The organism is Anaerolineales bacterium (assembly GCA_019637755.1).
GTDB lineage: Bacteria > Chloroflexota > Anaerolineae > Anaerolineales > UBA11579 > JAMCZK01.
In genome coordinates this window covers 486399-507325 of sequence record JAHBVC010000001.1, presented here as the reverse complement: position 1 = coordinate 507325, position 20927 = coordinate 486399, and the positions used below count along the sequence as shown (strand labels likewise).

Here is a 20927-nt window from a genome sequence, read left to right as displayed (position 1 = left end):
ATGTGCCAATTCGGCTTGGGTTAGCAAGACGAAGTGGGTGAACCTCGCGTTAGGTGGCCTAGAAGCAGGCCAGGCCGGCCCCCGGGCAGCGGGCGGCGATGAGCGCCAGGGCGGTAGCCATGAAGGCAAAGCCGGCCAATGCGCCGATGATCGTCTGCGGCAGATCATGCCGGTCGGTGTAGACGCGTGCCCACAGCACCAGCGGGATCAGCAGGAAGAAGGGCGCGGCGGCCGGGCCGAACAAGCCCCACAGCAACAGGGTGAAGGCCGCAATGCCGGCGCCGTGGCCGCTGATCTTCCACTTCAGCGTGATCAGCAACATCAGCAACCCTTGCAGCGCGCCGACGTAGGTGAAGACTTGCATCACATACGGCACATCCAGCAGGTAGAAGACCAGGCTGGCCAGGCTGAACACGATGAAGATAAACGCCATCGGCTTGATGCGTTCACGGCGTTCCTTCATGTGGAAATCGCTGACCTCACCCTTGCGCATCAGATAGATCAGATACAACAGCGGCAGCACGAAACCAAAGCTGGCATAGGCGATCGCCCAGGGCCAGAAGCGCGCATCGTTGATCTGGGCGCCCATCAGGTACATGCTGGCAAAGCTGAGCACAGCCGGGCTGGTCACTACGGAGATCACTTTGGCCAGGACCCATAGCGGGTTGCCAGAAGCTCGGTCAATGGTGGTGGCGGTTTGCATCTTCGGCATAAGCGTACGTCTTGGCCTTTAAAAGGAGTTAAAGCAACAGGCAATGTATTGTTAACAAGTTTAACCGCTCTTGGTTGCACCAATATGGTAAAAACGCTGCATGATCTTGGTCACCGGCGGCCCCGGATTCATCGGCCAACGCTTGATCCAGCGCTTGGTGGCCGAAGGCCATCAGGTGCGCACGCTGATCCGCCCCTCACGCCATACCCCGCAGTTGCCGCGCGGCGTGGCCGTGCAGGCGGCGCTGAGCAGCCTGGCGGATGCACGCGGGCTGCGCGCCGCGCTGGTGGGCGTGGATACCGTGTTCCACCTGGCGGGCATTGACTGGGCTGACCCGGAGGACGATTTGCGCGCCACCGATATCGACGGCACGCGCACCTTGCTGCAAACCGCCGCCGATGCCGGCGTGACGCGGCTGGTATACCTCAGCCATCTGGACGCGGATCGCGCCGCGGCTTACCCGGTGCTAAAAACCAAAGGCATCGCCGAGGAATTCATCCGCCAGAGCTCGCTGCAGGCAACCATTCTGCGCAGTGGGTTGGTCTATGGCCCGGGCGATCACTTCACCGTGCGCCTGGCGCAGTTGCTGGCGCGCGTGCCACGCGTCTTCCCCATTCCGGGTGATGGCGGCGCACTGGTGCAGCCGCTCTGGGTAGAGGACCTGGTGACCTGCCTGGCCTGGTGCCTGCAAGACGCCACCACCATCGGGCAGACCTATGAGATTGGCGGGCCGGAGCACATTCCCTACCGCCGCATTGTGGAATTGGTGATGGAACGCAGCGGCCACGCGCGCCGCTTGCTGGCGGTGCGCCCATCCTATTTGCGGCTGCTGAATGTGCTGCTGCACACCATGGCGCCGCAATTGCCGGTCTCCAGCTATTGGCTGGATTACCTGGCGGCTGACCGCATCTGTGAGCTGGAGACCGTGCCGCGCAGCTTTCATTTCATGCCGGCGCGCTTCTCACAACGTTTGGAATACTTGCAGGGCGTGGATTGGAAGATCGCGGCCGCCGAGTAAGCCGATAGCCGCCGCCGATTCCGCTGGCGCGCGATTGGCCCGCTCTTATATACTCGCCAGAGATGCGAACCTACGACGTAACCCTCACAATCCATCCTTCCATGCCGGTATGGCCGGGTGACCCCGGCGTGAGCCTGCAACGCGTGCAAAAAATCGAAGAAGGCTCCCTGGCTAACGTCTCGCGCATTGAGATGGGCGTGCATACCGGCACGCATGTAGATGCCCCCTATCACTTCATCAAAGATGGCAGCACGGTAGAGCGGCTCTCGCTGAAGACGCTGATTGGCCGCGCCTATGTGGTGCATCTGGAAGATAGTGTCGAGCGCGTGCTGCCCAGCCATCTTGAAGCGGCGGGCATTCCGCCGCGCACGCAGCGCGTGCTGGTGCGTACGCGCAATTCGAAGCAATGGGCCAAGGGCGATTACAAACCCTTCGATGAGAACTATGTCGGCATTGACGTCAGCGCGGCGGAATACCTGGTGAAGCGCGGCGTAAAGCTGGTGGGGGTGGATTACCTCTCCGTGGCGCCTTTCCCCGAGCCGCAGCCCACGCATGTGGCCCTGCTCAAAGCGGGGGTGGTGATCGTCGAAGGGCTGAATCTCTCGCAGGTGGCGCAGGGGCGGTATAACTTCTGGTGTCTGCCGCTGAAGCTGGATAAGACCGACGGTGCGCCGGCGCGTGCCGTTTTGGTGGGCGTCTAGCCTACGCTTGTACCCTAACTGGCTTTAGCAACCCCATATCAAATTTCCCTAGCTGCTGCGGCCCTAACCTTTGTGCCGCAGCCATAACGGCTTCCACATCGGCGCGCAACTGTTCAACATCTACGCCGCGGCACACCGGCGGCCAGGGGCGCAGCCACTTCTTGCAGCGCTCATACATCTTGGCCATGCCCACATAGTTGCCGCGCTGGATCTGCAAATACATCACGCCAGCTTGCAAGATCCCCTTATACAGATGGCGCGCCGGGCCGCTTTCATCGCGCCAGGCGCTTTCCAGCGCCTCGTGCGCCTCCCAGTACTGGCCGGCGTTGAACAGGGCGATGCCGCGCTGCGCCTCGGGGTGCAGCGCGCCGCTGCAGGCGCTGGGCAGTTGCTCGGGAGTGACAAAAATCTCATCGGGATCGCGCACGGCCATGCAGGCAGTATAGCGTGGCGGAGAACAAAAACGGCTACCCGGATGGGTAGCCGTTGGCTGTTGCTAGGCTAGCTGCGGCTATTCGAGGAAGATTTCTACGTGCTCGCCGTCTTCTTCATCAACGACATCTACTATCTTTCCGCTCAGCCCGCTGCGGATGGCGCTCATGATGTCGGCGTGGGCAATTTGCGGCGCAAAGTTGGAGGCGATGCTCATGCCCGCATCCACCAGCGTCAGCGGCAGGTTGACGCTCACCTTGGCTTTGCCCGTGACCACGTCAGTCACGCGCACGCGCAGGTAGCGGCCCTCATCGGCGGGGCTGGGCACCCGCGGCGGGGTGGGGCGCAGCCCCGCACTGCGGTTCAGCGCCTCGAGCAGTTTGGTGCCGTCTTCAGGGCTGATCTTGCCGTCCTGGATCATTTGCAGGATCTTGATGCGTTCTTCGTTGCTAGCCATGCTGTTCTCCTGAGCCGGCCGAAGCGGGCTTGGCCTCGGGCGGGGTGGGGGGTGAAGTGGCCGGCTTGCCGCGCAACACGGCTTCCGGCAGCGGCCGCGAAAGATCGCGCCGTTGGCCCGCTTTGCGTGAACGCAGGGTGAGCTGCGCCCCGCGTGGCTTGCGGGCGGCCACGCCCAGGCCAAGCAGCCCCAGGCCGGCGGCAAATGGCAGCCAAAGGCAGAAGAAGCCCAGGCTCAGCCCGCCATGCAGCAGCAGGCTGCTGCGCATCCACCATGCGCTGGCGATGATGAGTAGCAGGCCAAAGCCCAGCAGCGCCCAACCGGCTCGCCGCGGCGCCGGCTGTGGTGCAAGCTCCAGTGCTTCCTCGGCGGGGGGCTGGGCCGCCGGGGGCGTAGATAGCAAATGCTCGATGGCCTCATCGGCGCTCAGCTCACCGCGCTCTACCTGCTCCAGCAGGCCCATGCGCGGCGTGCTGGCAGGGGCGGGCGCGTTAGCCGCGTTCAACAGGCGCTCCGCTTCGGCCGGGCTGATCTCGCCGCGCTCCAGGCGCAGCAGGATATCCATGCGTTGTTGGGCATTAGGCATTGTCTGTTCCTTGGGGCTCATCAGCAACCGTATGCGGCGGGGCGGGCGGGGCAGGCGGTGTGCGAGGGGTAGACGGCGTGGGCGGTGTAGGCGGAGGCGGCGTGGGCGGTGTAGGCGGAGGCGGCGTGGGCGGTGTAGGCACAGAAACAGGGCGGCCTTCGATCGCATTGAGCAACATCTCGGCCTGGCTCACGCTGATCTTTTTATCCTGCACCATTTGCAAGATCATCATACGTTCCTGCTCGCTGACTGGGGCTGCCTGTTTCGGCGTCTGCAGCGAATGGGCGCGGGCATTGCGCGATTGTAATTTGCTCTGCAACTGGCGTTGGGCGGCTTCGATGCGGCGTTGGGCACGCTGGGCATTGCGTTCACTGGTGTGGCGCAGGCGCTCGTGGAGTTCTTTGAGTTGCTCGTTCACGCTTTCCAACTGGGCATCCAGTTGGGCACTGACTTGCTCGGTAATCTCACCCGCCAGGCCGGCATTGGCTTCCAGCAGGTCCAGGTCCAGATCCAGGTCAAAATCCAGGTCCTCCATATCGCTGCCTTTGTAGGCCCGGCTACGGAAATCGATCAGGCCATCGGCCTGCAGCAAAACATCGCGGCCGCCATCCCCCAAGGTGAATTCATGGCTGGGGGACTGGATGAAATTCTTGGTGTCTTGCGTGCGAATGTGGATGCTCTCGGCGCCGCTCTCCAGGCGCACATGCGCATCGCTGGGATCGGCCAGATTGCAGAACAAGTTGCCACTGGCTTGCACATGCACATCACCGCCCTCGGCATCCAGGCGCAGGTCGGCATTGCCGCCGGCGGTGACGCGAATGTCGCCTTGGATATTGCGCAGCGCCAAGTTCGCATCCACCGCATCAATGGTCAGATCGCCTTCGATGTCGCGCAGGCTGGCATTGCCGGAAACCGCGCGAATGGTCAGATCGCCTTCGATGGCGCGTGCCGCCACGCTGCCGGCTACTGCCTGCAGCGTGGCTTCGCCTGTGCTGCGCAGGGTCAGCGAGCCGGCCACCTGCTGCACCTGTACGGTGCCTTCGATGCTTTGAATGTACGCATCGCGGCCAACCTGTTGCACGCTGAGTGTGCTGCCGACCGGCACGCGTAGCGTGCAGTCATTATCGGCGCGCAGGGTCAGGCGGCCGGCGGTGTTGGTGAAGTGCAGGTCTTGCTCATTGCGTGCCTCGATACGAATGCGCTCCTCGTTCCAGCCGCGCACTTGCAGCGAGCCGCGCACATCGTCAATGCGAATTTCTGGTTCATCGTCGATCGGGAATTCAATGCGTGCCATCGTATTTATCCTTCGTTTTGTTGAATGCGCTGCATAGCTTCATCGTAGCTGATTTCGCCGCGCTCCAGCGCATTCACAATGTCTTTGCGCTCGGCGTCGCTCAGCCCGGCAAACTCATCCTCGCCCGGTTCATAGCCCAGGGCACGGATGACGTCCAGCAGGCGATTGCGGATGGTGGGGTAGGAGAGCTGCAGGTCCGCCTCCATACGGGTGATCTTGCCCTCGTTGCGCACAAACAGCTCCACAAAGGCGAGCTGTTCGGCGTTGAGTTGGCTGAAGGCACTGTTGCTGAAGCGGCCCTGCAGGCTGGTATCACACTCGCGGCAGCGCAGGCTGGTCACCACCAGCTCCCCCTGGCACACCGGGCAATGGGTCGGCGCGCTGTGCATCTCAGCCTGCCAGCCCCGGGCGGCCAACGCCGGGGTAGGCGTTGGTGTGCTTGGGCTTGATCCACTGGCCCAGGCGGATCAGCCCGCTACCGGCGGCGGCGCGCAGCTGCTCGTCCCAATGGGGGCTGGGCAGTTGGGGTTCATCGGCCTGCTTGCGCAGATCCTGCAGGCGCTGGCTGAGCATGTAGTAATCGTTCATTTGGTTCATGGCTAACTCCTTCTAAAACAAACCTCAATTTATCTTATAGTGCTTTTCGAATTCCTGCATATTATTGCATATTTATTGACTAATGTCAATGCCTAATCTTGTAAATATCAATAGTTATATAAGAATATCCTAAGTCTGGCTTGAGTTTTAACAAAAAAGCGGCCAAAAGGCCGCTGCTACAGGAAAAACAGGCGCTTAGGAAGCGGTTATTGGATGCTGGCGCTCACCAGGCCGCCAGGCGTGCGCACCTGGGCGCTCTGCCCGGTCGCGAAGGGCTTGCGCAAGACGGCCAGCCCGATCCAGCCGTGCTGCGGCGAGTGCGCCACCGAGCTCAACGTGCCGGCGTTGCGCCCATCCAGCTCCACCGTGCCACCGCTCACCAAGGGCTGCGCGGCGTGCAACCGCACCAGGCCGCGCGCCACCTTGTCGTAAGTGACCTGGCGCGCCAGCACTTCCTGGCCGGTGTAGCAGCCCTTGCTGGCGGATACATAGCGGCCCAAGCCGACTTCGAAGGGGGTATTGGCCGCGGTGAACTCAGGCGCCCCGGCCTGCCCGGCTTCGATGCGCAGGGTTTCGCGCTCATCGAAGGAGAGCGAAGGAAGCGCTTCGGTAGCCCATTGCGCGGCGAGCGCGTCGGCCAGGGCCGCGGGAACCAGCAGGCAGGTTCTGCCTGCGTCGCCTAGCGCATATACCGGTTGGTGGTCGATGCTGCCGGCCAGCACTTCATCCAGCGCTGGCACTGCGGCCAGGCCAACCGCGGCCAGGGCCTTGCTGATCTGTGGCCCATACAGCTCATATTGGGCCCAGGCCGCACTGGTATCTTCGATCGTCACCTGGTCATTAAAGAATAGGTGGCGTTTGAAATAGGCTTCCAGCCCCGGCGCGTGGCCCGGCTGAGTCAGCAATAGAAAATGGTCGCCGTGCGCCAGTAGGGTGAAGACTTCGAGAATGCGCGCGCTGGGGTTGGTGAGCACGCTGGGCACGGCGCGCTGCGGGCTGAGCAGGCCGACGTCATTAGTGGTCTGGCGCTGCACGTACTCGGCGCGGGTGGCGCCGCCCAGCCGAAGGGCGCCAGGCTGCGCCACGCGGTAGTACGCCACGGCGTGCTGGGCGGCGTGGTACGCCTGGCTGGCGGGCGCGGGCACAAGGTCCATACTCGCTCGGACGCGCTGGCGGGCGCCCTTCTTACCTGCGCGGCTTGTATAATCACGCCGTAAGGTTGCGCCCAGTGCGGCGTCTGATAAGTAGAAAGCCACTTTTGCAAACAAAGAGAGTAGATATGCAAGCCACGTCATCGAATACACCTCTTGCTCACGAGCACGTCAAAGTGCTCATCCTCGGTTCGGGCCCGGCTGGCTTGGCCGCCGCGCTGTACACCGCCCGCGCCCAACTGCAACCGGTGGTGCTGGCCGGCCAGGAATACGGCGGCCAGGTTTCGCTGACGGCCACGGTGGAAAACTATCCCGGCTTCCCGGATGCCGTGGGTGGCCCGGAGCTGACCGAGCTGTTTCGCAAGCAGGCTGAGCATTTTGGCGCCAAGACGGTCTTCGATACCGCCGTGGCGGTTGACCTGAGCCAGCGCCCCTTCAAGGTCACCAGCTTCGCTACCGAATACACCGCCGATGCACTCATCATTGCCACCGGCGCCACACCGCGCCATTTGGAAGTGCCCGGCGAAACCGAATTCACCGGCCGCGGGGTTTCGTACTGCGGCACCTGTGATGGCTTCTTTTTCAAGGATAAAGACATCGTTGTGGTCGGCGGCGGCGATAGTGCCATGGAAGAAGGCACCTTCCTCACCCGCTTCGCCAACAACGTAACCGTGATTCACCGCCGCGAGGATTTCCGTGCCGGGGAGCTGCTGCTGCAGCGCGCCAAAGACAATCCGAAAATGAAGTTCATCACCAATACCGTGGTGAATAAGATCGACGGCAATGGCACCGTGCAAACCGTGGAATTGGAAGACGTGCGCACCGGTGAAAAGCAGCCTTTCACCACCGATGGCGTGTTCATCTTCATTGGCCATACCCCCAATACCCAGCTCTTCCAGGGCCAGTTGGCCATGGAGGAGGGCGGCTATCTGGTGGCCAATCGCTACATGGAAACCAGCGTGCCGGGCGTCTTCGCCGCTGGCGAGGTGGCCGACCCGCATTTTCGCCAGGTGATCACCTCGGCGGGCATGGGCGCGGCAGCCGGCATCCAGGCCACGCGCTTCCTGGAAGCCAACGAATAGGGGCCGCAGCTGCTAACGCGGCCACGATGAATCGGCAAGGTACAAGCGTCCTCCCTTTTGGAGGACGCTTCCGTTAAGCGCGCCGCACGGCCCAAAGTATCGGCGGTGATATAATCGTGGCGTTTGGCACAATAAACCATTCCCAAATCAAGCGGAGAAGTAAATGTCGCACAAGATCACGATTGTCGGCGCCGGCATGACCGGGGCCACCGCCGCCCACTGGCTCGCTGAGCGCGAGTTGGCTGAAATTGCACTGATTGACGTTGTCGAGGGCATGCCGCAGGGTAAAGCCCTCGATTTATTAGAGGCCATGCCGATCATTGGCAAAGATGTAAAAGTGGCCGGCAGCAATGATTACGCCGCCAGCGAAGGCTCCGACATCGTCGTGATCACCGCCGGCCTGCCACGCAAGCCTGGCATGAGCCGCGATGATCTGCTGGCCGTCAATGCCGATATTGTCAAGAAGGCCACTGAAGAGACCCTGAAGCGCTCCCCGAACGCCATCTACATCATCCTCACCAACCCGCTGGATGCAATGGGCTACGTGGCGATGAAGACCGGTGGCCTGCCGCGCGAGCGCGTCATCGGCCAGGCCGGCATCCTCGATTCGGCCCGCATGCGTGCCTTCGTAGCGATGGAGCTGGGCGTGAGCGTGGAGAACATCTTCTGCTACGTGCTCGGTGGCCACGGTGACAGCATGGTGCCGCTCACCCGCCATTCCAACGTGGCTGGCGTGCCGCTCAACGAAACCATGCCCGCCGATAAGCTGGAAGCCATCGTCGAGCGCACCCGCAAGGGCGGCGGCGAGATCGTGGCGCTGCTCAAGCAGGGCAGTGCCTTCTATGCCCCTTCGGCGGCCATCGCCCAGATGGCCGAGGCGATCCTCAAGGATAAGCAGCTGATCGCCCCATGCGCCGTGTACATGAACGGGGAATACGGCTTGAAAGATATCTTCTTCGGCGTGCCGGCCCAACTAGGCCGCAACGGCCTCGAGAAGGTGATCGAATACAAGCTCAATGAGCAAGAAACCGCAATGCTGGAGAGCTCGGCCGCCGAAGTGCGCGAGCTCACTGCAGCGCTGAAGTTCTAAGCCTCGCAATAGGAGCCAGGTATGGCAAAAGACACACTGACCATCAAAGACAATCGCACCGGGCAGGAATACGAGGTGCCGATTTGGAACGGCACGGTGAAGGCTACCGACCTGCGCCAGATCAAGACCGGCACCGAAGACTTTGGGCTGATGACCTATGACCCGGCCTACATGAATACGGCCAGCACCAAGAGCGCCATCACTTACCTTGACGGCGAAAAAGGCATTCTGCGCTATCGCGGCTATCCCATCGAACAACTGGCCGAGAAGTGCACCTATCTTGAAGTGGCCTACCTGATCCTGTACGGCGAGCTGCCTACCCAGAGCCAGTTGGACCAGTGGGTGTATGACATTACCCATCACACCATCATCCACGAGAACATCAAACAGTTCATGCAGACCTTCCGCTACGATGCCCACCCGATGGGCATGTTCATCGCCACGGTAGCGGCGCTTTCCACCTTCTACCCCGAAGCCAATCAGATCAACGACACCACCGTGCGCACCATTCAGATCCAGCGCTTGATCGCCAAGGTGCCCACGATCGCAGCCTTCTCGTACCGCCACAGCCGTGGCCTGCCCTTCATTTACCCGGATAACAACCTGAGCTACCCGGGCAATTTCTTGAGCATGATGTTCAAGATGATGGAGCAGAACTACGAGCCCAACCCGGTGCTGGAGCGTGCGCTGGACGTGCTCTTCATCTTGCACGCTGACCATGAGCAGAACTGCAGCACCAGCGCCATGCGCTCGATCGGCTCCAGCAAGGTGGACCCGTACTCCGCGATGGCCGGCGCGGCCGCCGCGCTCTACGGCCCGCTACATGGCGGCGCCAACGAAGCCGTGCTGCGCATGCTCAGCCAGATCGGCGATGTCAAGAACATCCCCAGCTTTGTTGAGAAGGTCAAGCAGGGCGAGGGCCGTTTGATGGGCTTCGGCCACCGCGTCTACAAGAATTACGATCCGCGCGCCAAGATCATTAAGCAGGTAGCCGAAGACGTCTTCAAGGTCACTGGGCGCAACGCCCTGCTGGATATTGCCGTGGAGTTGGAGCAGATCGCACTGAAGGATCCATACTTCATCGAGCGCAAGCTGTACCCCAATGTCGATTTCTACTCCGGCATCATCTACCAGGCCATGGGCCTGCCGGTAGCCTTCTTCCCGGTGATGTTCGCCATCCCGCGCACGGTGGGCTGGCTGGCCCAGTGGCAAGAGATGTTGCTGGACGAAGAGCAGAAGATCGCCCGCCCGCGCCAGGTTTATATGGGCGAAGACAAGCGCGATTTTGTGCCGATGGACAAGCGTAAGTAAGGACCTTGCTCACTCACATATAAAAAAGCCCTCTCCATTTGGAGAGGGCTTTTTTGATTGCAAGCTGGCTCGTTTGTTTCTAGGGGCTGGGGGTACCGGCTGCGGCAGCGCCGCTGCCGTTCCAGGTGAAGGTGCGCATCAGGCTGGCTGGGCCACCCTGAATGTAGACTGGCAGGCCGTCGGCATCCACGCCGATCTGCGCCACCGTCACCACTGACCAACGGAAGATGTGCGGGCGCCCATCCGTGGGGCGGAACGAGGTGGGCACCGAGAACGTGGTGTCTTTGACCTCATCGGTGATCTGCAGGTTGCGCCCGCTGGTCACATCCACAATGGTGACCTGGTAGTACTCATTGCTGCGCAGCGTGCCCACTGAGGCCCATTGCAGCGCAATCGTATCGCTGCTCGAAGTGAAGGCGTCGCCATCCGCCGGCAGCAGCAGCTCCGGCGCCGGGTAAGGCGGGGCCACGGTGGGGGTCACCGTCGCCTGGCCCACATAGGTGCGCATGCACAGCGGGATGTTGAGGCGTTGGCCCTCAAAGGTGCTATCCGAGGTCATGCCGTTCCAGCTCATGATCGCTTCCATCGGCACGCCGTAGGTGAGCGAGATCAGGCTCAGCGTTTCGCCGGATTGCACGACGTAACGGTCCACTTCGCAAGCGGCCACCGTCGATTCCATCTCGCCCAGGGTAGCGGTGGCCTGCGGGGTGGCGGTAAAAGTGGGCTGCGGGATCAGCAAGGATTGGCCGATAAACAGGCTGCAGTTAGCATCCAGCGCATTTTGCAGAATGATCGAAGCGGCGCTGACGTTGAAGGCAAAGCCAATGCCACCACAGGTATCCAACTGCTGTACCGTGTACGACAGCGGCGTGTAGGTGGCCTCTGGCGTGGAGGTGGGCGTGGGCGTTTCTGGGGTGGGGGTAAAGGTGGCCGTAGCCGTGGGGGTGGCGCTGCCCTCTACCTCAGGTGCCACCAGGCGCCCGGTTTGCGAGAGCAGGGCGTAGGCTACACCGCTGCCGATGAGCAGAATCAGCACCAGCAGGCCGATGGCGATCGGCAGGCTGAGGCGCAGCTCGGGCAGGCTGGTGCGCCCACCGATGGGCGCATCGGCCTTGGCGGCCTTTTTGGTGATGGGCGTGCTGCCGGAAACAAACTGGTGGCCGCACACCACGCAGCGTGGCGCATTGTCGCTAACGCGCGTGCCACAACTGGGACAAATTTTGGTCGGAGTGGAGCGAGGTTTTTCTGTTGTCATAAAACTGGGCGATTATACCAAGGGGCGAGGGGGCCGGATGAGAGTCCAGTGAGGAGGGAGGGCCAGTGAGCAGTGAGAAGTGCAGAGTGAGCAGGGAGAAGTGCAGAAGTGAGCAGTGAGAAGTGAATAGTGAGCAGTGAGCAGGGGAGAGTGAGCAGGGAGTAGGGAGCAGTGAAGAGTGAGCGGGGAACAGGGAAGAGGGAGTAGTGAACAGGGAGTAGTGAACAGGGAATAGGAAGAGTGAACAGGGAGGAAGTCAACAGTGAACAGGGAATAGTGAGCTGGTGAGAGCAGCGAGCAGAGAACAGTGAGCAGGTTAGTGCCACTTAGCGATAACCTGCTCACTCATTACTGTTCACTCCTCACTGCTAATGCATTACTGTTCACTCCTCACTGCCACTCCCCCAAAGGTATACTCACGCAGATGCAAGCCACCAGCCTCTACCTGCACATCCCCTTCTGCCGGCATCGCTGTGGGTACTGCGATTTCAACACCTATGCCGGGCTGGAGCAGCTCATCCCGGCGTATACCGACGCACTGATCGCCGAGGCTCGCTGGCTGGCGCAGGCCGCCGGCGCGCCGCTGCCGGTGCACACCATCTTCCTGGGCGGTGGCACGCCCTCATTGCTGCCGCTGGATGCCATGCAGCGCCTGATGCTGGCGCTGCAGACCAGCTTTGCGATCCAGCCGGATGCCGAGATCTCGTTGGAAGCCAACCCCGGCACCTTGTCGGCCGACTATCTGGCTGGGCTGCGCCAGGCGGGCTTCAACCGCCTCAGCCTGGGGGTGCAATCGGCCAGCCCGCAGGAGCTGTTGGTCTTGGAACGCCAGCACGATTTTGTGGACGTGGTGAATGCGGTCAAGTGGGCGCGCCAGGCCGGCTTTGAAAACATCAACCTGGATTGGATCTTTGGCCTGCCCGGCCAGTCGCTGGCCAGTTGGCAGCGCAATCTGGAGCTGGCGCTGGAGCTGGCCCCGGAGCACCTCTCGCTGTACGCGTTGAGCATCGAACACGGCACGCCGTTCAAGGAGCTGGATGCGCGCGGCCTGCTGGCCCTGCCGGATGGTGATCTGGCAGCCGAGATGTACGAGTTGGCCGATGAAAAGTTAGCCGCCGGTGGCTTTATCCAGTACGAAATTTCCAACTGGGCGCGGCCCGGCGCCGACGGCCAGCCACGTGCCTGCCGCCATAACTTGCAATACTGGCGCAATCTGCCCTATGCCGGGTTGGGCGCCGGGGCACATGGCTTCCTGGCCGGCCAGCGCACTGCCAATGTGCTGGCACCGGGCGCCTACATCAAACGCATGCGCAGCGCCGCAGGCGATGCAAGGGCCGCCGGGCTGCCGCGCACCCCGGCCACGGCCAGCGTGGAGCCAATCGATGCCGAACGCGAAATGGGCGAAACAATGATGATGGGCCTGCGCTTAGTGCGCGAAGGCGTTTCGGCGGCGGGTTTTGCGCAGCGCTTTGGCCGCAGCCTCGAGCAGGTGTATGGGCGCAGCATCCAGACCCTGCGGCAGCGCGGCCTGCTGGAGCAAGCCGCCGATCGCCTGCGGCTGACCGCGCAAGGGCGCCTATTGGGTAACCAGGTTTTTATGGAGTTTGTCTAAACCCAATGTTATGATTCGCCTATGGCTAAGAAGCAAGTACAAAAATCCGTAAAGAAAACTACCGCGCCGCCCGCGGCACTGGATACCGGCGGCAAGTTTTACCTCGGCCGCCTGCACGACCTCAAAAAGAATCAAACCGGCAGCGAAGCCGTATTGTATGACCCGGCAGATCTGACCACGCACGGGGTGGTCTTCGGCATGACCGGCTCAGGTAAAACTGGCTTGTGCATCGGCATTCTGGAAGAAGCCGCGCTGCAGGGCATCCCGGCACTGATGATCGACCCCAAGGGCGATATCACCAATCTGCTGCTACATTTCCCTAACCTACAACCCAGCGATTTTGCACCCTGGATCAACCCGGATGAAGCCCGCCGCGCCGGCAAGGATGTAGCGCAGGCTGCGGCGGACACGGCCGCACTGTGGCGCAAGGGGCTGGCCGATTGGGGCATTGGCCCCGAGCGCCTTCAGGCGCTGGCTGATGCCGCCGAGTATGCCGTCTATACGCCCGGCTCCGATGCCGGCTTCCCGGTCAGCATCCTGGCTTCCCTACAAGCCCCACAGGAAGACTGGGACGAGCACCGCGAGGCGATCCGCGAGCGCATCGCCTCAACCGCTACCGCCATCCTTGGCCTGGTCGGCTTCGATAATGTTGACCCGGTGAAATCGCGCGAGCACATCCTGCTGGCGAACTTGTTCGAGCAGGCCTGGAGCAAGGGCAAGGATCTCACCCTGGGCGATCTGATCCGCCAGGTGCAGAACCCACCCATCGATAAACTCGGCGTGCTGGAGTTGGATCAGTTCTTCCCCGCCAAAGAACGCGCGGCCCTGGCGCTGCGGCTTAATAACATCCTGGCCGCCCCCAGCTTCCAGACCTGGTTGGAGGGCACGCCGCTGGAGATCGACGCGCTGTTGTTCACCAAGGCGGGCAAACCGCGCCACAGTGTATTTTTGCTCTCGCATCTCTCTGACGCTGAGCGCATGTTCTTCGTCACGCTGCTGTATTCTGCCGTGGAGAGCTGGATGCGCCGCCAACGTGGTACCGGCTCGCTGCGCGCCCTGGTGTACTTTGACGAGATCCACGGGTACCTGCCGCCGGTGGCCGAGCCGCCCAGCAAGGCGCCGATGTTGCGCATGCTCAAGCAGGCGCGCGCCTTTGGGGTGGGGCAATTGCTTGCCACCCAGAACCCGGTAGATGTGGACTATAAGGCGCTCTCGAATGCGGGCTCTTGGTTCATCGGCAAATTACAGACCGATCGCGACAAAGAGCGTTTGCTGGATGGCTTGGAAGGCGCCGCCCCCGGCGGCTTCAAGCGCGCCGATTACGATAAGCAAATTTCTGCGCTGGATAAGCGCGTCTTCCTGCTGCACAATGTGCACGAGAAACACCCGGCCATCTTTTACACGCGCTGGGCAATGAACTATCTGGCTGGGCCACTGACCCGCAGTCAGATCCCGGCGCTCAATAAACTCAGCACTGCCAGCCCCGCCGCCAGCGGCCAGGCGGCCAAACCCAAGAAACAGGAGCCTACAATGACCGCAGCTGACTCCGAGGCCCTCGGGCCGCGCCCGATCGTCCCCTCCGGTGTGCAAGAGCTCTTTCTGCCGCCGGTGCTGGGTATGGAAGCGGCTGCCAAAGCCAGCCGCCGCAGCCTGCCGGCGGATGCCAAGCGCATCGGCCTGAGCTACCAGCCGGCCTTGCTGGCGCAGGCGCAGGTGCGCGTGGTGCAGCGCAAGTACAACCTGGATGTCGAAACTTACAAAGCCGCCCTGGTCACCGATGTGCCCGCCCGCGGCTTGCGGTGGGAAGATTTTGAGCATGCCGCGTTTGATGAGCGCCGCCTCGAAGGCCGCCCGGATAGCGAAGAGGCGCTGTACGCGCCGCTGAGCGGTTCCCTGGCCGACGGCGCGCAACTCAAAGTGTTGGAGCGCGATTTTGCCGATTGGGTCTACCGTGCCAGCCAGGTAGAGGTATGGGCCAATGAGGAGCTCAAGGTGTACGCCGGCCCCGAGCTCACCCGCGAGGAGTTTGCTGCCCTGTGCGCCCAAGAGGCACAGAGCCGGCGCAACGCCGAGGTGGAAAAGGCCAAGCAGAAGTTCGATACGCAGCTCAAAACCCTGCAAAAGAAGCTGGAGAAAGAGCGCCGCGATCTGAACCAAGATGAAGAAAAGGCTAACCAGCGCCGCATGGAAGAGATGGGCACGCACTTGGAGAATGTGATTGGCTTGTTTGCCGGCAGCCGGCGCCGCCTGACCACCTCGCTCACCAAGCGGCGCATGACCGCCGAAGCCAAAGCCCAAGTGGAGGACAGTAAAGCCACGATCGTGAGCCTGGAGAACGAAATGCAGGCGATGGGCGATGAAATCCAGCAAGCCATGGATGCGATCGAGGACCGTTGGGAAGCGGTGGTGGAGAAGATCACCCAGATCCCCATGGCGCCGGCCCGCAAGGATATCTATGTCAGCAGTTTTGGCGTGGTGTGGCTGCCGTATCACCGCATCACCGTCGGCGGGCGCGAGGTGGAGATCCCGGCCTACGAGTAAGCACAACACAAGCCTAAGATGCAAAAGAGCACAAAGCCCAGGCTTTGTGCTCTTTATTTTCGTGCCTTGTGGTTAAGCCTTCGGCTTAGATTTCGCGCCGGCCGAGCTCATCGGCCAGCTCGGCCAGGGCGGCGCCGGGTTCTGCCGCCGGCTGGGCAGCCTGCAGGGCCGTGATGGCTTCTTCGGTCAGCTTCTCGGCCTGTTGTTGCGTATAGGCACGGGCGCCTTCGGCTTCCAATTGCTGCGCCAGCGCGGCCACGTTGGCCTCGCTGACCCCGGCCTGCCAGCCGCGGGCAAACTCGCCCTGCTGGGCCAGGGCATACAGCACCGGCAGCGATTTCTTGCCGCTGAGCAGATCCGTGTGAGCCGATTTGCCCATCGCGTCGGGATTGCCCCAGATGCCGAGCAGATCATCATGCACCTGGAAGGCCAGGCCAAGTTTCTCGCCGAAAACCATGTAGGCTTTCAAGCGGGCGCCCTCGGCGCCGCCCACCAGGGCGCCCAGGCGCACACAGGCGGCGATCAGGGCACCGGTCTTGCCCCAGATCATTGGCCAATAATCTTCAGTGGTGATCTCAGGCATGCGTTCGTAGGCCAGGTCAAGATATTGCCCCTGGGTCAGTTGCAGGCTGGTGCGCGGCAGCAGGCGCACGGCTTCGAGGTAGGCGCGCTCGGAGCTGGTTTCGGCCAACCCCTCCAGCGCCATGTGCGCCAACGCAAACAGCGTATCGCCGGCGTTGATCGCCTGCGGCATGCCCCATTGGGCCCACACGGTGGGGCGGCCGCGGCGCTGCTCACTGTTGTCTTGAATATCGTCGTGGATCAGTGAAAAGTTATGCAGGATCTCCACCGCGGCGGCGGCGGGCAGTGCACTGCGCCAGTCGGCGCCGGCCGCTGCCGCGCTGAGCAACACCAGGGTGGGGCGCACGCGCTTGCCGCTGGCCTTGGGGCCAGCGCCTGTTCCTTCCCAACCCATGTGGTAACGCAACATGGCCAGCAATTTTTGAGGGGTGTGTGGGTGAGTGAGGAGTGCGGGCTGCACCGCAGCTTGCAGCGCGTCTTCAATGGCAGGCAGAAACTGGGCTTGGAATGTGGCGAGCGACATAGAGCAGGATTATAGACCCTGCGGGCGCTTGACGCGGCTAATGAGCGATGGAATGGAGCAGCGAGGGGCTACTGGCCGCGATACACCAGCGGCACAGATTGCAAACTGCGGATATCGCCGGCACCGGCCGCAAACATGGTCACCTGCAGCTCACGGCTGATCTCGGCGATGGTTTGCACCACCGCCTTGGTGGACTGCACGGCCGCTTTCAGGAAGGGGCCAGCCATGCCGCCCAGCTCAGCCCCGAGGGCAATGCCCTTGGCAACATCCACACCGCTGCGCAGGCCGCCCGAGGCGAAGATGCGCATGGTTTTGACCGCCTGGCGCACCTGAGTGATGCTTTCGGCGGTGGGGATGCCCCAATCCACGAAGGCGGCGGCGAGGCGCGCCTGGCTGGGATCTTTGGCGCGGTGCATCTCTACCTGGCTCCAGGAGGTGCCGCCGGCCCCGGCCACATCGATGGCCTGCACGCCGGCGCGGGCAAGCTGCTTGGCCAGTTCGCCGGAGATGCCCCAGCCGACTTCTTTGATCACAACCGGCACGGGCAATTGCTTGCACATGATTTCAATTTTCTTGAGCAGGCCGCTGAAGTTGGTGTCGCCCTCTGGTTGCACCGCTTCCTGCACGGCGTTGAGGTGCAGCATCAGGGCATCCGCTTCGGCCATGTCCACGGCGCGTTGCAGATGGTTGAGGCCATAGCCGTAATTGAGCTGCACCGCGCCCACATTAGCGAACAGCAGCACATCCGGCGCCACGTTGCGCACGCGGAAGGTGGGCTCCAGGCTGGCGTCTTCGATGGCGGCGCGCTGGCTGCCCAAGCCCAGGGCGATACCGCCTTCCTGGGCCGCTTCGGCCAGGGTCTGGTTGATCGTGCCGGCTTCGCTGGTGCCACCGGTCATCGATGAGATCAGCAGGGGCGCTTTGAGGCGTTTGCCGAAGACCTCAACCGAGAGGTCAATTTCATCCAGATTGAGTTCGGGGAGGGCGTTGTGCAGAAAGGAGTACTTCTCCAGGCCGGTGGTCAGGCCGGAGCGCACATCCTCTTCCAGGTTGATGCGAATGTGATCGGCCTTTCGGGCGCCGGTACCCGTAACTTTCGCCATGAGCTAGTGTTCCTGTGGAGTGATGGGTAGTTTACCAGCCGCAAATTGGGCTGTCAATTAAGCGCAAGATAAGCGGTCAAAGACGGTAGAATACTAGTCTAAACTTTTGGAGGCATACATGTCGGATACATTTGAACAAGTAAAGGCTACTGTCGTCGAGCTGCTCGGCGTAGATGAGGCCAAGGTCACGCGTGAGGCGCGCTTCCGTGAGGACCTCGAAGCGGACTCGCTGGATATCGTCGAGCTGATCATGGCCCTTGAGGACAAGCTGAGCATCGAGATCTCCGATGAGGATGCGCAGAGCATCACCACCGTGGGCGGCGCCGTCGATTACATCGAAGGCAAGAAGTAGCCCTTCTCTCTCAAATGCAATCAAAAAAGAGCGGCCTGGCCGCTCTTTTTGATTCTGCTCATGGGGCGATGCATTCCTTATCGCGGAACAGCGCCCATTCCTCACACTCGCTGCCATCGGGCAGCAGGCACACACCGTACTCGTTGCCGTCAGCATCCTTGCGGATCTCAAGCCGGCCGCCTTGTTCAATGCAGTACTGCGAGGCGGGGTTGGCCAGGCCTACCTGTGAGCTTTTATTGAGCTGCAGCCAAGTGATCAGCAGGGCTAACAGGATCAAGCCGATGAACAGTGTTTTGCGTGACATCACTCTCCTAACGGGGGCGGAATGAACAGCCCACTATAAAAACAAACGCTCGCGTAGCTGCGGGCGTTTGTTTTAGTTCTTAGGGTGCTTCTCGGCGAAGGTGCGCCGTTATCTGAGCATATCCGGGATCTGCTCAGGGTGGTCGGCGACGCGCACGCCGGCTTTGGTGAGCGCGGCGATCTTGTCTTCGGCGCCGCCGGCACTGCCTTCAACGATGGCGCCTGCGTGGCCCATGCGCTTGCCTGGAGGGGCGGCGCGGCCGGCGATGAAGCTCACCACTGGCTTGGTCATGTGCTTGCTGATGTATTCGGCAGCCTTTTCTTCGTCGCTACCGCCGATCTCGCCGATCATGACTACTTTGTCGGTGAGCGGGTCTTCTTCGAACATCTGCAAGATGTCAATGAAGTTGAGGCCCTTCACCGGGTCACCACCGATACCCACCGTGGTGCTGGAGCCCATGCCCACCTGCTTGAGCGCATACAGCACTTCGTAGGTCAGCGTACCGGAGCGTGACACCACGCCGATGTTGCCGGGGATGGCATTATCGCCGGGGATGAAGCCGATCTTGGTCTGGCCCGGGGTGAGCAGGCCAGGGCAGTTAGGCCCGATGAGCTGTACGCCCTTCGAGTCGAGGTAAGCACGCACGCGCATCATGTCTTGCAGGGGGATGCCCTCAGTCAGGCAGACGATCAAGCGCACCCCGGCATCCGCGGCTTCCAGCATGGCATCGGCAGCGGCGGCCAGCGGCACAATGATCATGCTGCAATCGGCGCCGGTGGCATCCACGGCTACTTTTACCGAGTCAAAGACGGGTACTTTGCCATCCAGCACCCATTCGCCGCCTTTGCCGGGGCGTACCCCGCCGACGACTTGCGTGCCGTATTCCAGCATGCGCTGGGAGTGAAACATGCCCTCGTTGCCGGTGATGCCTTGCACCACGACACGAGTGTTCTTATCAGCCAGAATTCCCATTTGGTAATTTCCTTTTCAATTGTCCACAGATGAACACAGATGGACGCGGAGGTTACTTAGTGCCTTTCGCCGCCTGCACTGCTTTCTGGGCGGCTTCGGCCAGGGTTTCGGCCGTGATCATGTTGGCATCGGCCAGCAGGGCGCGGCCCTCGGCGGCGTTGGTGCCCGCCAGGCGCACCACCATCGGCACGCTGGTCTTCACCGTCTTGAGCGCTTCGAGGATGCCCTTGGCGACTTCATCACCGCGGGTGATGCCACCAAAAATGTTGAACAGCACCGCCTTCACGTTCTTGTCTTGCAAGATGATGCGCAGCGCCGCGGCCACCTTCTCCGCATTGGCACCACCACCGATATCGAGGAAGTTGGCCGGCTCACCGCCGAACAGCTTGATGATATCCATGGTGGCCATGGCCAGGCCGGCGCCGTTGACCATGCAGCCGATTTCGCCATCCAGTTGAATGTAGGTGAGGCCGTTCTTGCGGGCCTGAATCTCCGCCGGGGTGTCTTCGTCCAGATCGCGCAGCTTGGCGATCTTGGGCTGGCGATAGATGGCGTTGTCGTCGATCAGCATCTTGCCGTCGATGGCCAGCAGCTCATCGTCCTTGGTGACCACCAGGGGGTTGATCTCCGCCAGGGTGGCGTCTGAATTCTTGTAGGCTTCCCACAACCCCTTGCAGATGGTGTGGAAGGCGGCCCAGTGCTTGCGGTCGAGCTCGATACCGATCGCCAGATCGCGAATGTTGTAGTCTTGCAGGCCCAGCAGCGGGTTTACGTGCACACGGATGATCTTCTCCGGCGTGGTGGCGGCCACTTCTTCGATATCGACGCCACCGGCGGCCGAGGCGATCATCACCGGCTGGCGTGCGGCGCGATCATTGGTGATGCCCAGGTAGATCTCGCTGGCAATGCCAATTGCCGGGTCGATCAACACCTTGCGCACCGGCAAGCCCTTAATATCCATGCCAATGATCTGCTTGGCGGCGTCTTCGGCTTGTTTGGCGGTCTTCACCACCTTCACGCCGCCGGCTTTGCCGCGGCCGCCCACCAGCACCTGAGCCTTGACCACTACGGCGCCGCCCAGTTCCTTGGCAATTTGGCCAGCTTCTTTGGGGGTCTTGGCGATCTTGCCCTTGGGCACCGGCACGCCGTATTGGGAAAAGATCTTCTTTGAGTCAAATTCGTGTAGCTTCATCTGGGAAATGCTCCTTTGAAAGAGAGCCGATTGGGATAGTAGCGTCTTTTGGGGCGCTGT

22 protein-coding genes are annotated in these 20927 nt (G+C 61.8%); 8 read left to right on the top strand and 14 right to left on the bottom strand.

Translation table 11 applies throughout. From position 1 onward, the window contains the following. Positions 1–58: 58 nt before the first annotated feature. On the bottom strand, positions 59–712 hold the full coding sequence (locus tag KF821_02615) for a hypothetical protein (GenBank protein ID MBX3004703.1): 654 nt from the start codon (positions 710–712) through the stop codon (positions 59–61). Between the two features lie 100 nt (positions 713–812). On the opposite strand from KF821_02615, the gene KF821_02610 reads away from it, so the two are divergent. Both KF821_02610 and KF821_02605 read left to right on the top strand, forming a co-directional pair. Beyond that, entirely contained in the window at positions 813–1730 is a 918-nt protein-coding gene (locus KF821_02610; protein MBX3004702.1) for an NAD-dependent epimerase/dehydratase family protein, read from the top strand. Positions 1731–1792: 62 nt separating this feature from the next. Then, entirely contained in the window at positions 1793–2431 is a 639-nt protein-coding gene (locus tag KF821_02605; GenBank protein ID MBX3004701.1) for a cyclase family protein, read from the top strand. Position 2432: 1 nt separating this feature from the next. Here the strand turns inward: KF821_02605 and KF821_02600 are convergent, their stop codons facing one another. The 7 genes from KF821_02600 to KF821_02570 all read right to left on the bottom strand — a co-directional run bounded on the left by KF821_02600 (position 2433) and on the right by KF821_02570 (position 6951). Then, positions 2433–2864, bottom strand: coding sequence for a DUF309 domain-containing protein (locus KF821_02600; protein ID MBX3004700.1), 432 nt, complete (start codon positions 2862–2864; stop codon positions 2433–2435). A gap of 78 nt (positions 2865–2942) precedes the next feature. After that, entirely contained in the window at positions 2943–3320 is a 378-nt protein-coding gene (locus KF821_02595) for a hypothetical protein (GenBank protein ID MBX3004699.1), read from the bottom strand. After that, positions 3313–3906, bottom strand: coding sequence for a hypothetical protein (locus KF821_02590; protein MBX3004698.1), 594 nt, complete (start codon positions 3904–3906; stop codon positions 3313–3315). Before KF821_02590 ends, KF821_02595 begins: the two co-directional genes overlap by 8 nt. Continuing rightward, positions 3899–5200: a DUF4097 family beta strand repeat protein gene (locus KF821_02585; GenBank protein MBX3004697.1), complete on the bottom strand. Its 1302-nt coding sequence runs from the start codon at positions 5198–5200 to the stop codon at positions 3899–3901. Before KF821_02585 ends, KF821_02590 begins: the two co-directional genes overlap by 8 nt. A 5-nt stretch (positions 5201–5205) precedes the next feature. Further along, the gene (locus tag KF821_02580; protein ID MBX3004696.1) at positions 5206–5589 is read right to left on the bottom strand and encodes a DUF2089 domain-containing protein; all 384 of its coding nucleotides are present in this window, start codon (positions 5587–5589) and stop codon (positions 5206–5208) included. A 1-nt stretch (position 5590) separates the two neighbouring features. Further along, the gene (locus KF821_02575; protein ID MBX3004695.1) at positions 5591–5797 is read right to left on the bottom strand and encodes a hypothetical protein; all 207 of its coding nucleotides are present in this window, start codon (positions 5795–5797) and stop codon (positions 5591–5593) included. Between the two features lie 206 nt (positions 5798–6003). Further along, positions 6004–6951 (bottom strand): hypothetical protein, encoded by a 948-nt coding sequence (locus KF821_02570; GenBank protein ID MBX3004694.1) that lies wholly within the window; start codon positions 6949–6951, stop codon positions 6004–6006. A gap of 125 nt (positions 6952–7076) precedes the next feature. Here KF821_02570 and trxB point away from each other — a divergent pair, with 125 nt between their 5' ends. The 3 genes from trxB to KF821_02555 all read left to right on the top strand — a co-directional run bounded on the left by trxB (position 7077) and on the right by KF821_02555 (position 10431). Beyond that, positions 7077–8030, top strand: coding sequence for a thioredoxin-disulfide reductase (trxB, locus tag KF821_02565; protein MBX3004693.1), 954 nt, complete (start codon positions 7077–7079; stop codon positions 8028–8030). A gap of 163 nt (positions 8031–8193) precedes the next feature. Then, positions 8194–9120 carry a malate dehydrogenase gene (gene mdh / locus KF821_02560; GenBank protein ID MBX3004692.1) on the top strand — a complete coding sequence of 309 codons (927 nt, stop codon included), beginning with the start codon at positions 8194–8196 and terminating at the stop codon, positions 9118–9120. A 21-nt stretch (positions 9121–9141) separates the two neighbouring features. Further along, a complete protein-coding gene (locus KF821_02555; GenBank protein ID MBX3004691.1) occupies positions 9142–10431 on the top strand; it encodes a citrate synthase in 1290 nt (429 codons plus the stop codon). A gap of 79 nt (positions 10432–10510) precedes the next feature. Here the strand turns inward: KF821_02555 and KF821_02550 are convergent, their stop codons facing one another. Next, the gene (locus KF821_02550; GenBank protein ID MBX3004690.1) at positions 10511–11686 is read right to left on the bottom strand and encodes a LysM peptidoglycan-binding domain-containing protein; all 1176 of its coding nucleotides are present in this window, start codon (positions 11684–11686) and stop codon (positions 10511–10513) included. A gap of 424 nt (positions 11687–12110) precedes the next feature. Here KF821_02550 and hemW point away from each other — a divergent pair, with 424 nt between their 5' ends. Next, positions 12111–13298 (top strand): radical SAM family heme chaperone HemW, encoded by a 1188-nt coding sequence (gene hemW, locus KF821_02545; protein ID MBX3004689.1) that lies wholly within the window; start codon positions 12111–12113, stop codon positions 13296–13298. Between the two features lie 21 nt (positions 13299–13319). Then, a complete protein-coding gene (locus KF821_02540) occupies positions 13320–15839 on the top strand; it encodes a DUF87 domain-containing protein (protein ID MBX3004688.1) in 2520 nt (839 codons plus the stop codon). An 85-nt stretch (positions 15840–15924) separates the two neighbouring features. On the opposite strand, the gene KF821_02535 is transcribed toward KF821_02540, so the two are convergent. Together KF821_02535 and fni are read right to left on the bottom strand one after the other, a co-directional pair. Further along, complete coding sequence (locus KF821_02535) at positions 15925–16944, bottom strand: polyprenyl synthetase family protein (protein ID MBX3004687.1); 1020 nt, start codon at positions 16942–16944, stop codon at positions 15925–15927. 68 nt (positions 16945–17012) lie between these two features. Continuing rightward, positions 17013–18047, bottom strand: coding sequence for a type 2 isopentenyl-diphosphate Delta-isomerase (fni, locus tag KF821_02530; GenBank protein ID MBX3004686.1), 1035 nt, complete (start codon positions 18045–18047; stop codon positions 17013–17015). A gap of 118 nt (positions 18048–18165) precedes the next feature. Here fni and acpP point away from each other — a divergent pair, with 118 nt between their 5' ends. Further along, the gene (gene acpP / locus KF821_02525) at positions 18166–18399 is read left to right on the top strand and encodes an acyl carrier protein (protein MBX3004685.1); all 234 of its coding nucleotides are present in this window, start codon (positions 18166–18168) and stop codon (positions 18397–18399) included. A 58-nt stretch (positions 18400–18457) separates the two neighbouring features. Here the strand turns inward: acpP and KF821_02520 are convergent, their stop codons facing one another. From KF821_02520 to sucC, 3 genes are all read right to left on the bottom strand, one after another. Continuing rightward, positions 18458–18703 carry a DUF333 domain-containing protein gene (locus KF821_02520; GenBank protein ID MBX3004684.1) on the bottom strand — a complete coding sequence of 82 codons (246 nt, stop codon included), beginning with the start codon at positions 18701–18703 and terminating at the stop codon, positions 18458–18460. 108 nt (positions 18704–18811) lie between these two features. Then, positions 18812–19675 carry a succinate--CoA ligase subunit alpha gene (sucD, locus tag KF821_02515; GenBank protein MBX3004683.1) on the bottom strand — a complete coding sequence of 288 codons (864 nt, stop codon included), beginning with the start codon at positions 19673–19675 and terminating at the stop codon, positions 18812–18814. A 52-nt stretch (positions 19676–19727) separates the two neighbouring features. After that, the gene (gene sucC / locus KF821_02510) at positions 19728–20867 is read right to left on the bottom strand and encodes an ADP-forming succinate--CoA ligase subunit beta (protein MBX3004682.1); all 1140 of its coding nucleotides are present in this window, start codon (positions 20865–20867) and stop codon (positions 19728–19730) included. Positions 20868–20927: the final 60 nt, after the last annotated feature.